The organism is Knoellia sp. p5-6-4, from assembly GCF_029222705.1.
In the GTDB taxonomy this organism is placed as follows: Bacteria; Actinomycetota; Actinomycetes; order Actinomycetales; family Dermatophilaceae; genus Pedococcus_A.
This window is the reverse complement of sequence record NZ_JARGZF010000002.1, coordinates 1,213,500-1,230,854: the sequence shown is the minus strand read 5'-3', so window position 1 is coordinate 1,230,854 and position 17,355 is coordinate 1,213,500. Positions and strand designations below refer to the sequence as shown.

The following is a 17,355-nucleotide window of genomic DNA, read 5'->3' as shown; positions in this document are numbered from 1 at the left end:
GATGGACTCCCGGCGCCGGGTCTTCGACGGCCAGCTGCGCCGCTTCCTCACCCTGCGCGACCAGAGCTGCCGCACCCCGTGGTGCGACGCCCCGATCCGGCACGCCGACCACGTGGTCCCCGACCGGTCCGGCGGCCCCACCACCGCCACCAACGGTCAGGGGCTGTGCGAGGCGTGCAACCACGCCAAGGAGGCCCCCGGCTGGTCCCGGTCACCACCGACCCGGGCCCGACCGCCGCCGACCCGCACGCGCCACCGCACCGGGTCCGCACCACCACCCCCACCGGACACACCTACGACTCCACCGCCCCACCCCTCCTGCCCACCCGGGGCGACCCGCGCCGGGCGCACCCGCACCCTTGGCGGGACAACGTCATCACCCTCAGCTGGGCGGACAGAGACCGGCTGCCCGACCTGCTCGACAGCGCCTGACCGCGAGCCGTCTGCTCTAGCGAAGGGGCAGGAACATCAGGTGCAGGCCGACCTTTCCGTGCCGGTGCGACTCGAACGCGCCCGGCACGGTGGCCAGCACCTCGAACCCCAGGCTCTTCCAGAGCGCGACCGCCGCCGTATTGGTCTCGACGACGGCGTTGAACTGGATGCCGTCGTAGCCCTGCTCGCGGTTCCAGGCGACGACGTGCTCGCCGAGGGCACGTCCGACCCCGCGGCCACGGGCGTAGGGCGAGACCATGAAGCTGGCCGTGCCGATGTGTGAGCCGCGCTCCGGCCGGTTGGGGCCCATCTTGGCGGTGCCCAGCACGGTCCCGTCGTCGTCGACCGCCACGACCGTCCGTCCCGGGGGTTGTTCGAACCACCACGCCCTGACGCCCTCGTCGTCAAGGCCCTCGGGGAAGGCGTAGCTCTCCCCGTCCGCGACGATCTCGCGGAAGAACGGGGCGATGGAGGGCAGGTCAGCGTCAGTGGCCTCGCGGATCAGCACGCCGCGACGCTAGACAGTCCCAGCCGCAGCCGGCAACCGAGAAACCGGCCGGGCAGCGGGCCTCAGGCGACCACGTCGCGCAACGAGAAGCCGCGCGAGACCACCTGGTCCAGCCGTCGACCGAGCACCGAGCCGACAGAGAAGTGCTCCGCGATGCGGGTGACCACGCCCACGACCTCGTCGAGGAACTCGTCGACCTCTGCCTCGCTCATCCGCGAGTTGATCCAGCCCTGGGCGGTCAGGCCGGACCGGTACGCCTCCCGAACCTCGACCTCAGAGAGCGGCACGTCGACGACCACGGCAGTGGTCGTTGCGCGTGCGGAGTTGAGCCCGCTGAAACCGCGCCCGCAGCCGCAGCCGCCGTCGGGGTCGTTCCGGTCGGTCGCGCACACCAATCCCAGGTAGACCAGCTCACCCGGTACACCCGCCGTGTAGTCACCTGCGACGTCGCCGTTGGTCGCCGTCGTGGCCCGTAGAACTCTCATGACTTACCTCCTTGTGGGTCACGCTAGGAAGGAGGTCTGACAGGCCGAATTCACGACCAGCCGGCGCTGGTGCGGTCGTTCAGCCTCGGCGCAGCTCGGCGACGCTCTCGCCTTCGTCGACCTCGCCGGTCGGCACGAACCCGAGCGAGGCGTACAGCGCTGCGGCCGCGGTGTTGTCGGGGTGGTAGGTCAGCCGGGTCACCCAGTGGCCCGGCTGGGCGCGGAACCAGTCGACCAGGGTCTGCGTCACCGCCCGGCCGAGTCCATGACCCTGGTGGGACCGGTCGATGACCAGCCCGCCGATCCAGTGCGAGCCGTCGTCGTCGAGGCCCCACATCACGTGGCCGACCACGGTCTCGTCGGCGTAGACGCCGAGCGAGGTCCACGGCCCGCCGCGCTCGGTCATGAGCATGTACCGCCCCGCAAGGGCGTAGACGAAGTCCCGCTGGTCGTCGGCAGGCGCCACGTCGGCCACCGCGCGCCAGTCGTCAGCGATCGGGCGCAGGGTGACGACGCGACCGAGCTTGTCGCTGAGTCCGGAGCTGATCACACCCGGACCCTATGGTGCCGGCCGCCGGGCTCCGGCGCAGGCGACTCAGGCGCTGGGCGGCAGGATGTCCTGCTGCGACGGCACCTCGTCCTGCTTGAGCAGGCCCACGGGACAGGTCATCCCGTTGGGGCCGTGGTTGCAGTAGCCGCCGGGGTTCTTGTGCAGGTACTGCTGGTGGTAGTCCTCGGCCCAGTAGAACGTCCCGGCGTCCTCCGCCGACCGCAGCTCGGTGGTGATGGGGCCGAACCCGTTGTCGGTCAACACCTTCTGGAACGCGTCACGCGTGGCGCGGGCGGCCCGCTCCTGCTCGTCGGTCGTCCAGTAGATCGCCGAGCGGTAGGCGGTGCCGATGTCGTTGCCCTGCCGGTTGCCCTGCGTCGGGTCGTGGTTCTCCCAGAACTCCTTGAGCAGCAGCTCGGGCGTCGTCTGCGTCGGGTCGTAGGCCACGAGCACCGTCTCGGCGTGCCCGGTCATGCCCGTGCAGGTCTCCTCGTAGGTCGGGTGCGGCGTGAACCCGCCCATGTAGCCGGCCGCGGTCGTCACGACGCCGGGCAGCCGCCAGAAGATCCGCTCGGCGCCCCAGAAGCACCCCATGGCGACGTACAGCACCTCGGTGCCCTGCGGCCACGGCCCCTCGAGCGGGGTGCCGAGCACCTCGTGCCGGGCGGGCACGGCATACGGCCTGCTGGAGCGGCCCTTCAGGGCCGTCTCGGCGGTGGGCATGGTGGTCTTCGCTCGCGATCCGAACAGCACCCATCCATTGGAACACGCGGGGCTACGGTGCGCCCATGCCCCTTGCCGCCCGTCGCCTCCCGCGGCGCGTGATCCAGCTGTATGCCGGCCTGCTCGTCTTCGCGTTCGGCGAGGCCCTCATCGTGCGTGCCTCCCTGGGGGTCATCCCCTGGGACGTGCTGCACCAGGGCCTGGTCCAGCAGTTCGGCCTCACCATCGGCCAGTGGTCGATCATCATCGGCGCCGTCGTGCTGCTGCTGTGGATCCCACTGCGCGAGCGACCCGGGCTCGGCACCATCAGCAACGTCATCGTCATCGGTGCCGCCCTCGACGTCTTCCTCGGCCTGCTGGCGACACCGGGCTCGGTCTGGGTGCGTGCGCTGTTCCTCGTGACCGGCATCCTCATCAACGGCGTGGCCACCGCGGCCTACATCGGCGCCCGACTCGGTCCCGGCCCGCGCGACGGCCTCATGACCGGTCTCGTGCGCACCCGCGGCTGGTCGGTGCGAGTGGTGCGCACCGGCATCGAGGTCGCGGTCGTCGTCATCGGCTGGCTGCTCGGGGGCAACCTCGGCGTCGGCACCGTGCTCTTCGCGATCGCGATCGGGCCGGTCGTGCACGTGGCGCTCCCGCTGCTCACCGTGCCCGAGGCGCCGGTGCCACCGGACGAGCCCTTGCCGGACTCGCCGCTGTAGTCCGGCAGGATGCGGCCATGGTCACCCTCGTGCCGGTCAGCGGCCTCGACGACTCCCAGCGCGACCTCTTCACGCGGTGGGCCGAGGTGTATGCCGCGTCCGGCCGCGCCGTGTTCGGCGACGAGCACACCGCGTGGGGCGCCGACGAGCTCCGCGAGCTGGAGCGCAACCCGCACCGCCGCACGATCGCCGCCGCAGCGGTGCAGCCGGACGGCGAGGTGGCCGGCGCGGTGCTCGTCGTGCTCCGCACCCGGGAGAACCCCCGGGTGGCCTTCCTGTCACTGGCGGTGCACCCCGACCACCGCCTCCGGGGAGTGGGCAGCGAGCTGCTCCGCTGGGCAGAGGCCCGGGCTGTCGAGCACGGACGCAGCGTCTTCATCGCCGAGACCGAGTGGCCGGCTGGGGCCAAAGACGTCTCTGGCGAGGGCTTCGCCCGGGGGCACGGCTACACAGCGGCGCAGCACGTCCTGCGCAGCACCCTCCTGCTGCCCGTGGACGACGCGACCGTCGGCGACGTCGCCGCAGACGACGGTGACTACACCCTCGAGACCAGCGTCGACGGCATACCCGGCTCGTGGCTGGAGGACCGGGCTGAGCTGCAGCGCCGGATGAGCACCGACGTGCCGCTCGGTGACCTGCAGCTCGAGGAGGAGGACTGGGACGCCGCGCGGATGCGGGGCGAGTACGACGTGCTCGCCTCCATGGGCCGTCGCGTCGTGGAGACCGTGGCCCGGCACCTCCCGTCCGGCCGGCTCGTCGGCTACACCCAGGTGCAGTTCTCGCCGGAGACGCCGACGCTGGGCTACCAGCAGGACACCCTCGTGGTGCGCGAGCACCGCGGCCACGCCCTGGGCCTGCGGCTCAAGGCGGCCAACACCCTCGCGGTGATGGAGCACCTGCCGGAGCTGACCGGCATCCGCACGTGGAACGCCGAGGACAACGCCCACATGCTCGCGGTCAACCAGCGGCTCGGCTACGCGGTCGACGCCCACAGGCGCGAGTGGCAGAAGGTGCTGGGCTGACGGGCGAGGGGCTGCCGTTAGCCTTGCCCGCATGAGCGAGCAGCAGAGCGGGCAGGGCGGTTTCTCGACCAGGGCGATCCACGCCGGGCAGGAGCCGGATGCCAGCACCGGCGCCGTGATCACGCCGATCTACCAGGTGTCGACCTACAAGCAGGACGGCATCGGCGGCTTCCGCGGCGGCTACGAGTACAGCCGCTCGGCCAACCCGACCCGCTCCGCGCTCGAGGAGTGCTTCGCCGCGCTCGAGGGCGGCGCCCGCGGTTTCGCGTTCGCCTCCGGCCTCGCCGGGCAGGACACCCTCCTGCGCGCCCTGCTCCAGCCGGGGGAGCACGTCGTCGTGCCCTCCGACGCCTACGGCGGCACCTACCGCCTCTTCAACAAGGTGCTCGTGCCCTGGGGCGTCGAGCACACCATCGCCCCCATGGGTGACGTCGACGCCGTGCGCGCCGCGATCCGCCCGGGCCAGACCAAGATGCTGTGGGTCGAGACGCCGACCAACCCGCTGCTCGGCATCGCCGACATCGAGGCGCTCGCCGCCATCGCGCACGAGGCCGGCGCCCTGCTCGTCGTCGACAACACCTTCGCCTCCGCCTACCTCCAGCAGCCGCTCGCGCTCGGCGCCGACATCGTCTGCCACTCGACGACGAAGTACTCCGGGGGCCACAGCGACGTCGTCGGCGGCGCGGTCGTGGTCGGCCACGGCATCTCCGTCCCCGGCTTCGAGGACGCGGCGGATCGCATTGCCTTCCACCAGAACTCGATGGGTGCCGTCGCCGGACCGTTCGACGCCTGGCTCGTGCTGCGCGGTCTGAAGACGCTGGCGGTCCGCATGGAGCGGCACTGCGACAACGCCGAGAAGGTCGTCGAGTTCCTGCAGGGCCACCCGGCCGTCAGCGCCGTGCACTACCCGGGCCTGCCGAGCCACCCCGGCCACGAGGTCGCCAAGAAGCAGATGAAGCGCTTCGGCGGCATGATCTCGTTCCAGCTCAAGGCCGGCGAGGACGTCGCCGTCAAGGTCTGCGCCGAGACCCAGGTGTGGACCCTGGGCGAGTCGCTCGGCGGCGTCGAGTCGCTCATCGAGCACCCCGCACGCATGACCCACGCGTCGGTCCGCGGCACCGAGCTCGAGGTGCCCGCCGACCTCATCCGCCTCTCGGTCGGCATCGAGGACGTCGCCGACCTCATCGCCGACCTCTCCCAGGCCCTCGACCGGCTCGCCTGAACCACGATGGCACGCCTCCTCTGCGTCGACTTCGGCTCGACCTTCACCAAGGCCGCGCTCGTCGACGCCGCGGAGGGCGAGCTGCTCGCCACCCGTGAGGTGCCGACGACGATCGGCACGGACGTCCTCGACGGCTACCGGGTCATCCGGGAGTCCCTGGCGGCCGAGGCACTCCCGGAGCCCGAGGGCGTGCTCGCCTGCTCCAGCGCCGGCGGCGGGCTGCGGCTGGCGGTCGTCGGCTACGAGCGGGAGGTCACGGCCCAGGCCGGCTACCGCGTGGGCCTGAGCGCCGGGGCCAAGGTCGTCCACGTCGCGTCCGGACGGCTGTCGGGACCCGACGTGCACGACCTGCGCGCGGCCCGGCCCGACATCGTGCTGCTCGTCGGCGGCACCGACGGCGGCAACGCCGACGTGCTGCTGCACAACGCCGAGCGCCTCGCCCACATGCGCGTCGCGGCCCCCATCGTGGTGGCCGGCAACGCCGACGCCGCCGACGAGGTGGCCGCCGTGCTGGCCTCCACCGGCCGGCGCTTCGAGGTCACCGCCAACGTGCTGCCCCAGATCGGCGTCATCGCCCCGAAGGGGGCCCGAGCCGCGATCCGCGCAGCCTTCCTCCACCACGTCATCGGCGGTAAGCACCTGTCGAAGGGGACGGAGTTCGTCGACATGGTGCGTGCCGCGACGCCCGACGCCGTTCTGGCAGGCGTACAGGTGCTCGCGGACTCGGTCGAGGGCGACGTGCTGGTGGTCGATGTCGGCGGAGCCACCAGCGACGTCTACTCCGCGCTGCAGCCGCAGGGCGAGGACGCCGGCCTCGCCAAGGACGTCGTCGCCCCCCTGTGGCAGTCGCGCACCGTCGAGGCCGACCTCGGCATGCGGTGGAGCGCCGAGGGTGTGCTCGAGGCAGCCCAGCGAGAGGCGCTGCCCGTCTCCGACGGACTGCCCGGGTATGCCGCGCGCGTGGCCCGCGACACGGCCCACCTCCCAGCCGATGCGGCCGAGCAGGCCCTCGACCTCGAGCTCGCCCGGCTCGCCGCGGTGGTCGCCGTCCGGCGCCACGCGCGCCCAGCCTCGCCGGGGGCCAGCCCGCGCCCCCTGGCCGACGTCGTGCACGTCATCGGCTCGGGCGGTGTGCTGCGGCACGCCGAGGACGACGACCAGCGCGCGGTGCTGCGCGCCGTGACCGGCGACCATGCGGGCGGGTGGCGGGTGCCCCGGGAGGCGCGGGTGGCGACCGACACGGCATACCTGCTCTTCGCCGTCGGGCTGCTGGCCGAGGATCACCCGGACGCCGCTCGCTCGCTGGCCGAGCGCGTTGTCGGCGCGGAGTCCTAGGTTGGGCCCATGAGTGACTCTCACATTGCGCTGGGCATGCCTCGTCTCGACCTCATCGTCCTCGACTGCCCCGACCCCCGGGCGCTGGGCGAGTTCTACGCCAAGATCCTCGGCTGGGGGATCGAGTCGGCGGAGGACGACTGGGTGACGCTCGAGCCGCCGGGGGGCGGCATCAGCGCCGACCACCCCCGCGGACACGTCAGCCTGGCCTTCCAGAAGGTGGAGAGCTACCAGGCCCCGACCTGGCCGGAGGGCCCGCGGCCGCAGCAGTTCCACCTCGACTTCGACGTCGCCGACATCGAGGCGGCCGAGCCGCGGGTGTTGGCCGCCGGTGCCACGGTGGCCGAGCACCAGCCGTCGGAGAGCGGCAGCTTCAAGGTCTACCTCGACCCCGCCGGGCACCCCTTCTGCCTGTGCAGGAGCTGAACGACTCCGCAGATCCGCCGAATTAATCGGTTGGGGTTGTCAGACCCCCCGCCTAGGCTCGAAGGCATGTCAAACGGCATGGCCATCGAGGCCGACAACCTGGTCAAGCACTTCGGCGAGACGGTCGCCGTCGAAGGCGTCAGCTTCTCCGTCCCGAGGGGGTCGGTCCTCGGCCTCCTCGGGCCCAACGGGGCGGGCAAGACCACGACCGTGCGGATGATGACGACGCTGACGACGCCGACGAGCGGCACGGCCCGGGTCAACGGCCACGACGTGCTGCGCGAGCCCGACGCGGTGCGCCGCAGCATGGGGCTCACCGGCCAGGCGGCGACGGTCGACGAGCTGCTCACCGGCAGGGAGAACATCCGCCTCATCGGGGCGCTCTACGGCCTGAGCTCGTCCTACGTCCGCACCGCCGCCGACGACCTGCTCGAGCGCTTCTCACTGACCGACGCCGGCGACCGCATCGTCAAGACGTACTCCGGTGGCATGCGCCGCCGGCTCGACCTCGCGGTCAGCCTCGTCGCGACGCCGCCCGTGCTCTTCCTCGACGAGCCGACCACCGGGCTCGACCCCCGCAGCCGGGTCGAGCTGTGGGAGGTGCTGCGGGGGCTCGTCCGCGACGGCACCACCCTGCTGCTGACGACGCAGTACCTCGAGGAGGCCGACCACCTCGCCGACCGCATCATCGTCATCGACCACGGCAAGGTCATCGCCGAGGGCACGGCACTCGAGCTGAAGGACCAGAGCGGGCAGGCCGCCATCGTCCTGACCGTCTCCAGGGCCGCCGACCTGCCGCTCGCCGAGCAGATGCTCCGCCAGCACGTGCCCACCGTGCACGTCGACGAGGCGGCGCGTCAGCTCACGGCCCCGGCCGACGGCCTGCGGGACATGACCCGCATCGCGGCCGTCTTCGAGCACAGCGAGATCGAGCTCGACGACCTCGGGCTGAAGCGTCCCAGCCTCGACGACGTGTTCCTGCACCTGACCGGCCACCGCGCCGAGGACGCTTCCGAGCAGACCCTGGAGGAGAAGGCGTCATGACGACCGAGACGACCACCGCCGCCGCGACCCGGGAGAGCGACCGGCCCGAGCTGCGCCAGACAGGGCTGCTGCACCAGTCGTGGACCATCGTGCGCCGCAACCTGCGCCACATCAGGCGCCAGCCGGAGGCGCTGACCGACGTCACGATCCAGCCGATCATGTTCGTCGTGCTCTTCGCCTTCGTCTTCGGCGGCTCGATCCAGACCGAGGGCAGCGAGTACCGCGAGTGGCTGCTGCCGGGCATCATGGCGCAGACGATGGCCTTCGCCTCCTTCGTCGTCGCCATCGGCCTGAACACCGACATCGACAAGGGCATCGTCGACCGGTTCCGGTCGCTGCCCATCGCCCGGTCCTCGGTGCTCATCGGCCGCAGCATCTCCAGCCTCATCCACTCGAGCATCGGCATCGTCGTCATGTCCTTGACGGGTCTGGCGATCGGCTGGCGCATCCACAACGGGGTGGCTGAGGGCCTGCTCGCCTACGGCCTGCTGCTGCTCTTCGGGTTCGCCATGATCTGGATCGGCATCCTCGTCGGCTCCGCCATGCGCTCCATCGAGGCGGTCAACGGCCTGATGTTCACGACGATCTTCCCGATCACCTTCCTGGCCAACACCTTCGCGCCCTCCGAGAACATGACGCCCTGGCTGCGCACCATCGCCGAGTGGAACCCCATCTCCTCGCTGGTCCAGGCCATGCGAGAGCTGTGGGGCAACACCCCGCCGGCGCCTCCGGACGCCGCGCTGCCGCTGCGCCACCCCGAGCTGTTCGCGGCCGGCTGGTCGATCCTCATCGCGGTGCTGGTGGCGCCGCTCGCAGTGCGGGCCTTCAACCGGCGCACCAACGACTAGCAGGTGCCACGGTGCCATGGGCGGCAGATACCCTGCCGCCCATGGCATCTCCGTTGTCCGTCACCCTGGACGACGTCCGCGCTGCGCAGGACCTGCTCAGCGGCGTCGTCCGCCCCACCCCGCTGGAGTACAGCCGCGCCCTCGCCGACCGGGTCGGGGCCGAGGTGTTCCTGAAGTGCGAGAACCTCCAGCGGGCCGGCTCCTTCAAGATCCGTGGGGCGTACACCCGCATGTCCCGGCTCTCGGACGAGGAGAAGGCCAGGGGAGTGGTGGCGGCCAGCGCCGGCAACCACGCCCAGGGCGTGGCCCTCGCGGCGCAGATGCTCGGCATCAGGGCCAAGGTCTACATGCCGCACGGGGCCCCGATGCCCAAGCTCGTCGCGACCCGCGCCTACGGGGCCGAGATCGAGCAGGTGGGCACGACCATCGACGAGTGCCTGGTCAAGGCCCGCGAGTGGGAGGCGGAGACCGGGGCGGTGCTGATCCACCCGTTCGACCACCCCGACATCGTGGCCGGGCAGGGCACCTGCGGGCTGGAGATCCTCCAGGAGTGCCCCGACGTGCGGACCATCGTGGTGAGCGCCGGAGGCGGCGGGCTCCTCGCGGGCATCTCCACGGCGGTCAAGGCGCTCAAGCCCGACGTGCGGATCATCGGCGTTCAGGCCGAGCAGGCCGCCGCCTACCCGCTCTCGCTCGCCGCCGGGAAGCCGGTCGCGTTCGAGAACATGCAGACCATGGCCGACGGCATCGCCGTGGGTATGCCGGGCGACGTGCCCTACGCGCTGGTCCGCGAGCTCGTCGACGGCATGGAGACGGTGAGCGAGGAGGCGCTCTCGCGAGCTCTGCTGTTCCTGCTCGAGCGCGCCAAGCTCGTCGTCGAGCCGGCCGGAGCGGCTGCCGTGGCGCACCTGCTCGGCACGGCCGGCCGCCACGTCGACGGCCCGGTCGTCGCGGTGCTCTCGGGCGGCAACATCGACCCCCTGCTGCTCCTGCGCATCATCCGGCACGGCATGGCCTCGGCCGGGCGCTACCTGCAGTTTCGGGTGCGGGTGCCGGACAAGCCGGGCTCCCTCGCCGGGCTGCTGGCCGACCTCGCCGCTGCCGACGCCAACGTCCTCGAGGTCGAGCACGTGCGCACCGGCACCACGATCCGCGTCGACGAGGTGGAGATCGGCCTCCAGCTCGAGACCCGCGGCCACGAGCACTGCGAGCAGGTCCTGCGGGCGCTGCGGACCAAGGGCTACGAGCTGAAGTTCGGCTGATGGCGGAGGGGGCAGGCAGGCTGGTGACGCGGCTCGTCAGCCTGGCCGACGCGCCGGTGCTGGCCGAGCTGGCGCGCACCAACCGTGAGTTCATGGCGCCCTACGAGCCGTTCCGGAGCGAGGAGTACTACACGGTCGAGGGCCAGCGTGCCCTCGTGCGCGGGCTGTTGACGCTGCACGCGCAGGACCGCTCGCTGCCGCACGTCATCCTCGACGAGGACGGCACGGTGGTCGGGCGGATCACCCTCAACGAGATCGTCCGGGGCCCGCTCCAGTCGTGCAGCCTGGGCTACTGGTTGGCGCAGGAGGCGGGCGGACGCGGGCTGGCGACCGCCGCCGTGCGGCACATCGTCGAGGTGGCCTTCGACGACCTGCGCCTGCACCGCATCCAGGCTGGCACCCTCGTCGACAACCACCGCTCGCAGCGGGTGCTGGTGAAGAGCGGCTTCGCGCAGTTCGGCCTCGCCCGGCGGTACCTGAAGATCGCGGGCGACTGGCGCGACCACGTCCTCTTCGAGCTGCTCAACCCGGTGGAGGACTGAGCAGCCCGCAGGCACCACGACGGGCCGCCCCCCAGGGGAGCGGCCCGTCGCCAGGATGTGCTTGTGTGGCGCTCAGCCGGCGTACGGCTTGGCGTCCTTGATGGTGACCTCGATGGTCTTGCCGTTGGGGGCCTCGTAGGAGACCGTGTCGCCGACCTTCTTGCCGTTGATGGCGACGCCCATCGCGGACTTCTCGCTGTAGACCTCGAGGTCGGCGTCGGCGATCTCGCGCGAACCCATGAGGAAGGTCATGTCGTCGCCGAACATGTCGACGGTGACCACCATGCCGGGCTCGACGATGCCGTCGTCGGCGGGGGCCTCGCCCACCTTGGCGCTCTCGAGGAGCTGGGTGAGCTGGCGGATGCGGGCCTCCATCTTGCCCTGCTCCTCCTTGGCGGCGTGGTAGCCGCCGTTCTCCTTCAGGTCGCCCTCCTCGCGGGCCGCCTCGATCTTCTTCGCGATCTCGGTACGGCCCTCACCGGAGAGCTGGTCGAGCTCAGCCTTGAGGCGGTCGAAGGCCTCCTGGGTGAGGTAGCTCTGTGCGGGGGTCGCGATGTCGCTCACGTGAAAAACTCCTTGATCGATCCTCGGCCGGCAGCAGACGCGACCGGGGGGCGTTACGCAAGACGGCCCGGACCTCGAGCCTCTTCGGGCCCTCGGTCCAGACCGCTTCGTGAAAGTACAAGGGTAACAACGTCCGCCCGACGTGGTCCATTCCATGGGTGGGAACGAGACCGACGGCGGAGCGGGCCGGGCCCGATCGGCCTACCGGGCGCTGCAGCTGCGGACCGCCCCCGTCACCGCCCGGGTCGTGGTGCGGATCGTGACTCGGCGCTCCACGGTGCGCTCGGAGGAGGCCGGGATGGCCACCTCGACCGCGCCGACCACCCCGAAGCCCTGGTCGAGGGCCCGCACGAGGCAGGTCGCGGCCCTCCCGTCGGGACGGTGGACGGCGAAGTCCACCACGACCGTGCGGTCGTCCACGACGCGGTAGCCGGTGTCGGTCCAGGTCACCTTGCCGACGGTGTTGACCAGGGCCAGCCAGGTGGCCAGGGCCACGCCCAGGGCGCACCCGAGCACGCCGATGGCCCACCACTTGCCGGTGCCCGGCGCAGGACGGGGGAGGGGCATGCGGTGGGGGCCTTTCCGGTGGTCGGGGTCTTCGGCAGCCGGCGCCGCGCCGGTGGCCGCGGGAGGCGGGCCCGGACGCAGGTGAGAGGATGACCGGTGGCCCCATTGTCGACGATGGACCGAGAGAGGTTTGCAGGTGGCTGACCGGTTGCGCCTGATGGCGGTGCACGCGCACCCCGACGACGAGTCCAGCAAGGGTGCGGCGACGATGGCGAGGTACGTCGACGAGGGCCATGAGGTGCTCGTGGTGTCGTGCACCGGGGGCGAGCGGGGCGACATCCTCAACCCCAAGCTGGCGAACGACATCCACATCCAGCGCGACCTGCCGCGGGTGCGCCGCGAGGAGATGGCGCGAGCCCAGGAGATCCTCGGCGTCCAGCACACCTGGCTCGGGTTCGTCGACAGCGGGCTCCCGGAGGGCGACCCGCTGCCGCCCCTGCCGGCCGGCTGCTTCGCCCTCGAGCCCCTCGAGGTCACCACGGAGGCCCTCGTCCGCGAGATCCGTCGCTTCCGCCCACACGTCATGACGACCTACGACGAGAACGGCGGCTACCCGCACCCCGACCACATCATGTGCCACACCGTCTCAATGGCGGCCTTCTCGGCGGCCGGCGACGCCACGGCATACCCGCACGCGGGCGAGGCCTGGCAGCCGCTGAAGATCTACTACAACCAGACCTTCAGCCGTGAGCGCATCGTCGCCTTCCACGAGGCGCTGCTGGCCCTCGAGGAGGAGAGCCCTTACGAAGAGTGGCTCGAGAACTGGCAGGACCGCAAACCGCGCACGGTGACGACCAGGATCGAGTGCGCCGACTGGTTCGACCGGCGTGACCGGGCGCTGCTCGCCCACGCCACCCAGATCGACCCCGACGGCAGCTTCTTCCGGGTGCCGCGGGAGGTGCAGCAGCGCGTCTGGCCCACCGAGGAGTACGAGGCCGCGCTGTCCTACGTGCCCGTCGAGCCGATCGAGGACGACCTGTTCGCGGGCCTGCGGGGGCTCGACGCCGACGCCTTGGCGGTCTCGGGTGGCCTCGAGGTCGCGTACGACGGACGGAAGGACCCCGCATGAACACCCCGAGCACCGTCGTCTCGCCGGGCATCGGCGCCTTCCTCGCGTTCTTCGCGCTCGCGGTGGCGCTGTGGCTGCTCATGCGGAACATGAACGCCCGCATGCGGCGGATGTCCTACCGCGCCGAGGAGGCCCAGCGACAGGCGCAGGCCGAGGGCGAGCGCCGGCCGACCGGCGAGGCCGACGGGGCCGACGGGGCCGACGGGACCGACGGGACCGACGCGGGCGAGGTCGGCGGTGCAGGCACGGCAGACGGCGTCACCCCGCAGGCTGATGACGAGGGCCCGACCGAGGGACAGACTGGCCGGACACGCCCCTAGCCAGGAGGTCGCCATGAGCGGTCGCGTCGTCCACTTCGAGCTCCCCTTCGACGACGGGGCCCGGGCCCGGTCGTTCTACGCCGACCTGTTCGGCTGGCAGCTGCAGGATGTGCCGGGGATGGACTACTCGCTGGTGATGACCGGGCCGGTGGACGAGCGCGGGTCGACCGAGCCGGGGTACATCAACGGCGGTATGACCCAGCGCGGCGGACCGGTGGAGCGGCCCGTGGTGACCATCGACGTCGACGACATCGACGCCACGCTGGCGGCGGTGGCCGAGCGCGGCGGCTCGACCCTGGTGGAGCGCCAGCCGGTCGGCGACATGGGTTGGACGGCCTACTTCAGCGACCCCGAGGGCAACGTCATGGGTCTGTGGCAGACCGCAGCCCGGCAGGGCGAGGCGCCGCAGGGTGGCCGGTCGGGGGCCGACTACGAGGTGTAGGTCAGGCCCCGGCGCTGTAGACGCTCATCGACGCCGCGACGTAGTGGGCGATGAAGGCGGCCACGGTGAGGCTGTGGAAGATCTCGTGGAACCCGAACCAGCGCGGTGACGGGTTCGGCCGCTTGATGCCGTAGACCAGCGCCCCGACGGTGTAGAGCAGGCCGCCGGTGGCGATCAGGGCCACGATGGTGGGTCCGCCGTGCTGCAGGAGCGGGCCGAGGTAGAACACGGCCACCCACCCGAGGGCGACGTAGATCGGCGTGTAGAGCCAGCGTGGCGCGTGCACCCACAGCACGCGGAACAGCACGCCCGCGATGGCGCCCGTCCACACGATCGTGAGCATGGTGCGGGCCTGGTCGCCCGGCAGCAGCAGCGCGAAGGGGGTGTAGCTGCCGGCGATGATGAGGAAGATGTTGGAGTGGTCCAGCCGCTTGAGGACCCCGGCCACCCTGGGGGACCAGTTGCCTCGGTGGTAGACCGCGGAGGTGCCGAAGAGGAGCCAGGCCGTCACCGAGAACACCGCGGCGGCGATGCGGGCCGGCGTGTTCGGGGCAAGGGCGATGAGCACGATGCCGGCGGCCACGGTCAGGGGGACCATCGCGGCGTGGAGCCAGCCGCGCAGCTTGGGCTTGACGGCGTCGACGACGGTCTCGAGGGGGCCGCGCTCGTGGCGGTCGGATGTCGTGGCCATGCGGAGCAGCATAACCTACGCAAACGTAACTTACGCGATCGTAGGTTGCGGGAAATCGCCGAGCGGCTGGGGACGGGGACCGGGCCGCAGGGGGGTAGCGTGTGCAGAGCGGTCCGCGCGGACCGCCGTGCCACTCCCCGTCGGTTCCCCAGGAGGCCATGTGGGTCTGCGTGACCTGCTGTATGCCGCGTACGAGCGCCGGCTGCGCCGCAGCCTCGCCCACGCGCCGCTGCCCCGCCACGTGGGCGTCATGCTGGACGGGAACCGGCGCTGGGCCCGCGAGCGAGGGGCGGCGACCAAGGAGGGCCACCAGGCCGGCGCCGACAACATCGCGAACTTCCTGGGCTGGTGCGAGGAGGCCGGCGTCGAGGTCGTCACCCTGTGGCTGCTCTCGACCGACAACCTCAGCCGCCCGCCCGCCGAGCTCACCCCGCTGCTGACCATCATCGAGAACGCGGTGGCCGACCTCGCCGAGACCCGCCGCTGGCGGATCAACCCGGTCGGCGCGCCCGACCTGCTCCCTGCCGAGACGGCCCGGCGCCTCAAGGAGAGCGCGGACGCCACCGAGGACGTCCAGGGCATGGTCGTCAACGTGGCCGTCGGCTACGGCGGCCGGCAGGAGATCACCGACGCGGTGCGCTCGATGCTCATGTCGCACGCGGCCAACGGCACGAGCATCGAGGAGCTCGCCGAGAGCCTCGAGGTCGAGCACATCGCCGAGCACCTCTACACCAAGGGCCAGCCCGACCCCGACCTGGTCATCCGCACCTCCGGCGAGCAGCGGCTCTCGGGCTTCCTGCTCTGGCAGAGCGCGCACAGCGAGTTCTACTTCTGCGAGGCCTACTGGCCCGACTTCCGGCACGTCGACTTCCTGCGGGCGCTGCGGGCCTACTCCGAGCGCCACCGCCGCTTCGGCAGCTGACCCCCGTGTCCGCCGGGTGAACTGTCGGCGACACGCCCTGCAGTTACCGACCTTCGGCCCCGGCCAGCCCTACCGTCGGCTGTGACGCGGAGCACCCGCACCGCGTTCGGGAAGGCCATCACATGGAGCGTAAGCAGCTCCGAGCGGAGGGCCGGACCCGGCACCACCGCACTGCGATGGCCCGGTCCCGGCACCTCGTTCGCGAGTAGGCGCACCGCGCCGGGGAGCGCGCTGTGCCGGATGGAGTGAGATGGCCTCGACATCGAGTGGCAAGACCACCAGCGTGCGCACCACCACGAGCACCGCAGCCCGACCCCGCAGAGGGGCGCCCCCGGCATACCGGACCTTCGTCCTCGACACCTCGGTGCTGCTGTCCGACCCGAGGGCCATGCTGCGGTTCGCCGAGCACGAGGTCGTCCTGCCGGTCGTGGTCGTGACCGAGCTGGAGGCCAAGCGGCACCACCCCGAGCTCGGCTACTTCGCCCGCACCGCCCTGCGGATGCTGGACGACCTGCGCATCAAGGAGGGCCGGCTCGACGCACCGGTCGCCGTCGGGGAGGACGGCGGCACGCTGCGGGTCGAGCTGAACCACACCGACCCGAGCTCGCTGCCGGCCGGCTTCCGGCTCGGCGACAACGACACCCGGATCCTCTCGGTGGCCAAGAACCTCGCCAACGAGGGTCACGACGTCACCGTGGTGAGCAAGGACCTGCCCATGCGGGTCAAGGCCTCCGCGGTCGGCCTGGCGGCCGAGGAGTACCGCGCCGAGCTCGCCGTCGACAGCGGCTGGACCGGCATGACCGAGCTCGACGTCACCACCGAGGAGATGGACGCCCTCTACGAGCACGGCCGCGTCGAGCACGCCGGAGCCGCAGAGCTGCCCTGCCACACCGGACTGGTCCTGCTCTCGCCGCGGGGAAGCGGTCTGGGGCGGGTCGGGGCCGACAAGCAGGTCCGGCTGGTGCGCGGCGACCGTGACGCCTTCGGGCTGCACGGCCGCAGCGCCGAGCAGCGCATCGCCCTCGACCTGCTGCTCGACCCCGACGTGGGCATCGTCAGCCTCGGTGGCCGGGCCGGCACCGGCAAGAGCGCGCTGGCCCTGTGCGCCGGCCTCGAGGCCGTCATGGAGCGCCGCCAGCAGCGCCGGGTCGTCGTCTTCCGTCCCCTGTATGCCGTGGGCGGCCAGGAGCTCGGGTACCTGCCGGGCAGCGAGGCCGAGAAGATGGGCCCCTGGGCCCAGGCGGTGTTCGACACGCTGGGGGCGCTCGTGTCGCGCGAGGTCGTCGAGGAGGTCATGGACCGCGGCATGCTCGAGGTGCTGCCCCTGACGCACATCCGCGGACGGTCGCTGCACGACGCCTTCGTCATCGTCGACGAGGCGCAGTCCCTCGAGCGCAACGTGCTGCTCACGGTGCTCTCGCGCATCGGCCAGAACTCGAAGGTCGTGCTCACCCACGACGTCGCCCAGCGCGACAACCTCAGGGTCGGCCGGCACGACGGAGTCGCGGCGGTCATCGAGGCGCTCAAGGGCCACCCGCTGTTCGCGCACGTCACCCTCACCCGCAGCGAGCGCAGCCCGATCGCGGCCCTGGTGACCGACCTCCTCGAGGGCCTCGAGGTCTAGCGGCGGTGACTAGTCCGGACTAGTCACCGGTGAGCGCGGCCGGGTGTGACGGC

The 17,355-nt window shown here is 71.7% G+C and carries 22 protein-coding genes and 1 pseudogene; 16 read left to right on the top strand and 7 right to left on the bottom strand.

Features of this window, described 5'->3' with window-relative positions:
- Position 1: 1 nt before the first annotated feature.
- Both P2F65_RS18485 and P2F65_RS18480 read left to right on the top strand, forming a co-directional pair.
- Positions 2–148, top strand: a pseudogene (locus P2F65_RS18485) (HNH endonuclease); the annotation flags it as partial.
- Between the two features lie 26 nt (positions 149–174).
- On the top strand, positions 175–432 hold the full coding sequence (locus P2F65_RS18480) for a hypothetical protein (protein ID WP_345803710.1): 258 nt from the start codon (positions 175–177) through the stop codon (positions 430–432).
- Between the two features lie 16 nt (positions 433–448).
- Here P2F65_RS18480 and P2F65_RS17220 read toward each other — a convergent pair whose 3' ends face one another.
- The 4 genes from P2F65_RS17220 to msrA form a co-directional block, all read right to left on the bottom strand.
- Positions 449–940, bottom strand: a complete 492-nt coding sequence (locus tag P2F65_RS17220; RefSeq protein ID WP_275810612.1) for a GNAT family N-acetyltransferase — start codon at positions 938–940, stop codon at positions 449–451.
- 62 nt (positions 941–1,002) lie between these two features.
- The gene (locus P2F65_RS17215) at positions 1,003–1,425 is read right to left on the bottom strand and encodes a hypothetical protein (protein ID WP_275810609.1); all 423 of its coding nucleotides are present in this window, start codon (positions 1,423–1,425) and stop codon (positions 1,003–1,005) included.
- A gap of 79 nt (positions 1,426–1,504) precedes the next feature.
- Positions 1,505–1,975, bottom strand: a complete 471-nt coding sequence (locus P2F65_RS17210) for a GNAT family N-acetyltransferase (protein WP_275810606.1) — start codon at positions 1,973–1,975, stop codon at positions 1,505–1,507.
- Positions 1,976–2,020: 45 nt separating this feature from the next.
- Positions 2,021–2,698: a peptide-methionine (S)-S-oxide reductase MsrA gene (msrA, locus tag P2F65_RS17205; protein WP_275810603.1), complete on the bottom strand. Its 678-nt coding sequence runs from the start codon at positions 2,696–2,698 to the stop codon at positions 2,021–2,023.
- Between the two features lie 65 nt (positions 2,699–2,763).
- Between msrA and P2F65_RS17200 the strand changes: the two genes are divergently transcribed.
- The 9 genes from P2F65_RS17200 to P2F65_RS17160 all read left to right on the top strand — a co-directional run bounded on the left by P2F65_RS17200 (position 2,764) and on the right by P2F65_RS17160 (position 11,103).
- Entirely contained in the window at positions 2,764–3,402 is a 639-nt protein-coding gene (locus P2F65_RS17200; protein ID WP_275810600.1) for a hypothetical protein, read from the top strand.
- A gap of 17 nt (positions 3,403–3,419) precedes the next feature.
- Positions 3,420–4,424 (top strand): GNAT family N-acetyltransferase, encoded by a 1,005-nt coding sequence (locus P2F65_RS17195; RefSeq protein WP_275810598.1) that lies wholly within the window; start codon positions 3,420–3,422, stop codon positions 4,422–4,424.
- Positions 4,425–4,455: 31 nt separating this feature from the next.
- The gene (locus tag P2F65_RS17190) at positions 4,456–5,646 is read left to right on the top strand and encodes a cystathionine gamma-synthase (RefSeq protein WP_275810595.1); all 1,191 of its coding nucleotides are present in this window, start codon (positions 4,456–4,458) and stop codon (positions 5,644–5,646) included.
- 6 nt (positions 5,647–5,652) lie between these two features.
- Positions 5,653–6,981 carry a glutamate mutase L gene (locus P2F65_RS17185; protein WP_275810593.1) on the top strand — a complete coding sequence of 443 codons (1,329 nt, stop codon included), beginning with the start codon at positions 5,653–5,655 and terminating at the stop codon, positions 6,979–6,981.
- A 9-nt stretch (positions 6,982–6,990) separates the two neighbouring features.
- A complete protein-coding gene (locus tag P2F65_RS17180; RefSeq protein ID WP_275810590.1) occupies positions 6,991–7,407 on the top strand; it encodes a VOC family protein in 417 nt (138 codons plus the stop codon).
- Between the two features lie 66 nt (positions 7,408–7,473).
- Positions 7,474–8,451 carry an ATP-binding cassette domain-containing protein gene (locus tag P2F65_RS17175; protein ID WP_275810587.1) on the top strand — a complete coding sequence of 326 codons (978 nt, stop codon included), beginning with the start codon at positions 7,474–7,476 and terminating at the stop codon, positions 8,449–8,451.
- Entirely contained in the window at positions 8,448–9,299 is an 852-nt protein-coding gene (locus P2F65_RS17170) for an ABC transporter permease (protein ID WP_275810584.1), read from the top strand. Before P2F65_RS17175 ends, P2F65_RS17170 begins: the two co-directional genes overlap by 4 nt.
- A 41-nt stretch (positions 9,300–9,340) precedes the next feature.
- On the top strand, positions 9,341–10,561 hold the full coding sequence (ilvA, locus tag P2F65_RS17165; protein WP_275810581.1) for a threonine ammonia-lyase: 1,221 nt from the start codon (positions 9,341–9,343) through the stop codon (positions 10,559–10,561).
- Complete coding sequence (locus P2F65_RS17160) at positions 10,561–11,103, top strand: GNAT family N-acetyltransferase (RefSeq protein WP_275810578.1); 543 nt, start codon at positions 10,561–10,563, stop codon at positions 11,101–11,103. The genes ilvA and P2F65_RS17160 overlap by 1 nt, the downstream gene beginning before the upstream one ends.
- Positions 11,104–11,175: 72 nt before the next feature.
- Here the strand turns inward: P2F65_RS17160 and greA are convergent, their stop codons facing one another.
- Both greA and P2F65_RS17150 read right to left on the bottom strand, forming a co-directional pair.
- On the bottom strand, positions 11,176–11,667 hold the full coding sequence (gene greA / locus P2F65_RS17155) for a transcription elongation factor GreA (RefSeq protein WP_275810575.1): 492 nt from the start codon (positions 11,665–11,667) through the stop codon (positions 11,176–11,178).
- 201 nt (positions 11,668–11,868) lie between these two features.
- A complete protein-coding gene (locus P2F65_RS17150; protein WP_275810572.1) occupies positions 11,869–12,234 on the bottom strand; it encodes a DUF4307 domain-containing protein in 366 nt (121 codons plus the stop codon).
- Between the two features lie 136 nt (positions 12,235–12,370).
- Between P2F65_RS17150 and mca the strand changes: the two genes are divergently transcribed.
- Genes mca through P2F65_RS17135 form a run of 3 tightly spaced genes read left to right on the top strand, consistent with a single transcriptional unit; the run spans position 12,371 to position 14,065 of the window.
- Positions 12,371–13,303, top strand: coding sequence for a mycothiol conjugate amidase Mca (gene mca / locus P2F65_RS17145; RefSeq protein WP_275810568.1), 933 nt, complete (start codon positions 12,371–12,373; stop codon positions 13,301–13,303).
- Positions 13,300–13,623 carry a hypothetical protein gene (locus P2F65_RS17140; RefSeq protein ID WP_275810565.1) on the top strand — a complete coding sequence of 108 codons (324 nt, stop codon included), beginning with the start codon at positions 13,300–13,302 and terminating at the stop codon, positions 13,621–13,623. The genes mca and P2F65_RS17140 overlap by 4 nt, the downstream gene beginning before the upstream one ends.
- Positions 13,624–13,636: 13 nt before the next feature.
- The gene (locus P2F65_RS17135; RefSeq protein WP_275810562.1) at positions 13,637–14,065 is read left to right on the top strand and encodes a VOC family protein; all 429 of its coding nucleotides are present in this window, start codon (positions 13,637–13,639) and stop codon (positions 14,063–14,065) included.
- A gap of 1 nt (position 14,066) precedes the next feature.
- On the opposite strand, the gene P2F65_RS17130 is transcribed toward P2F65_RS17135, so the two are convergent.
- The gene (locus P2F65_RS17130; protein ID WP_275810559.1) at positions 14,067–14,756 is read right to left on the bottom strand and encodes a hemolysin III family protein; all 690 of its coding nucleotides are present in this window, start codon (positions 14,754–14,756) and stop codon (positions 14,067–14,069) included.
- Between the two features lie 160 nt (positions 14,757–14,916).
- On the opposite strand from P2F65_RS17130, the gene P2F65_RS17125 reads away from it, so the two are divergent.
- Positions 14,917–15,678: an isoprenyl transferase gene (locus P2F65_RS17125; RefSeq protein WP_275810556.1), complete on the top strand. Its 762-nt coding sequence runs from the start codon at positions 14,917–14,919 to the stop codon at positions 15,676–15,678.
- Between the two features lie 250 nt (positions 15,679–15,928).
- Positions 15,929–17,302, top strand: a complete 1,374-nt coding sequence (locus P2F65_RS17120) for a PhoH family protein (RefSeq protein WP_275810553.1) — start codon at positions 15,929–15,931, stop codon at positions 17,300–17,302.
- Positions 17,303–17,355: the final 53 nt, after the last annotated feature.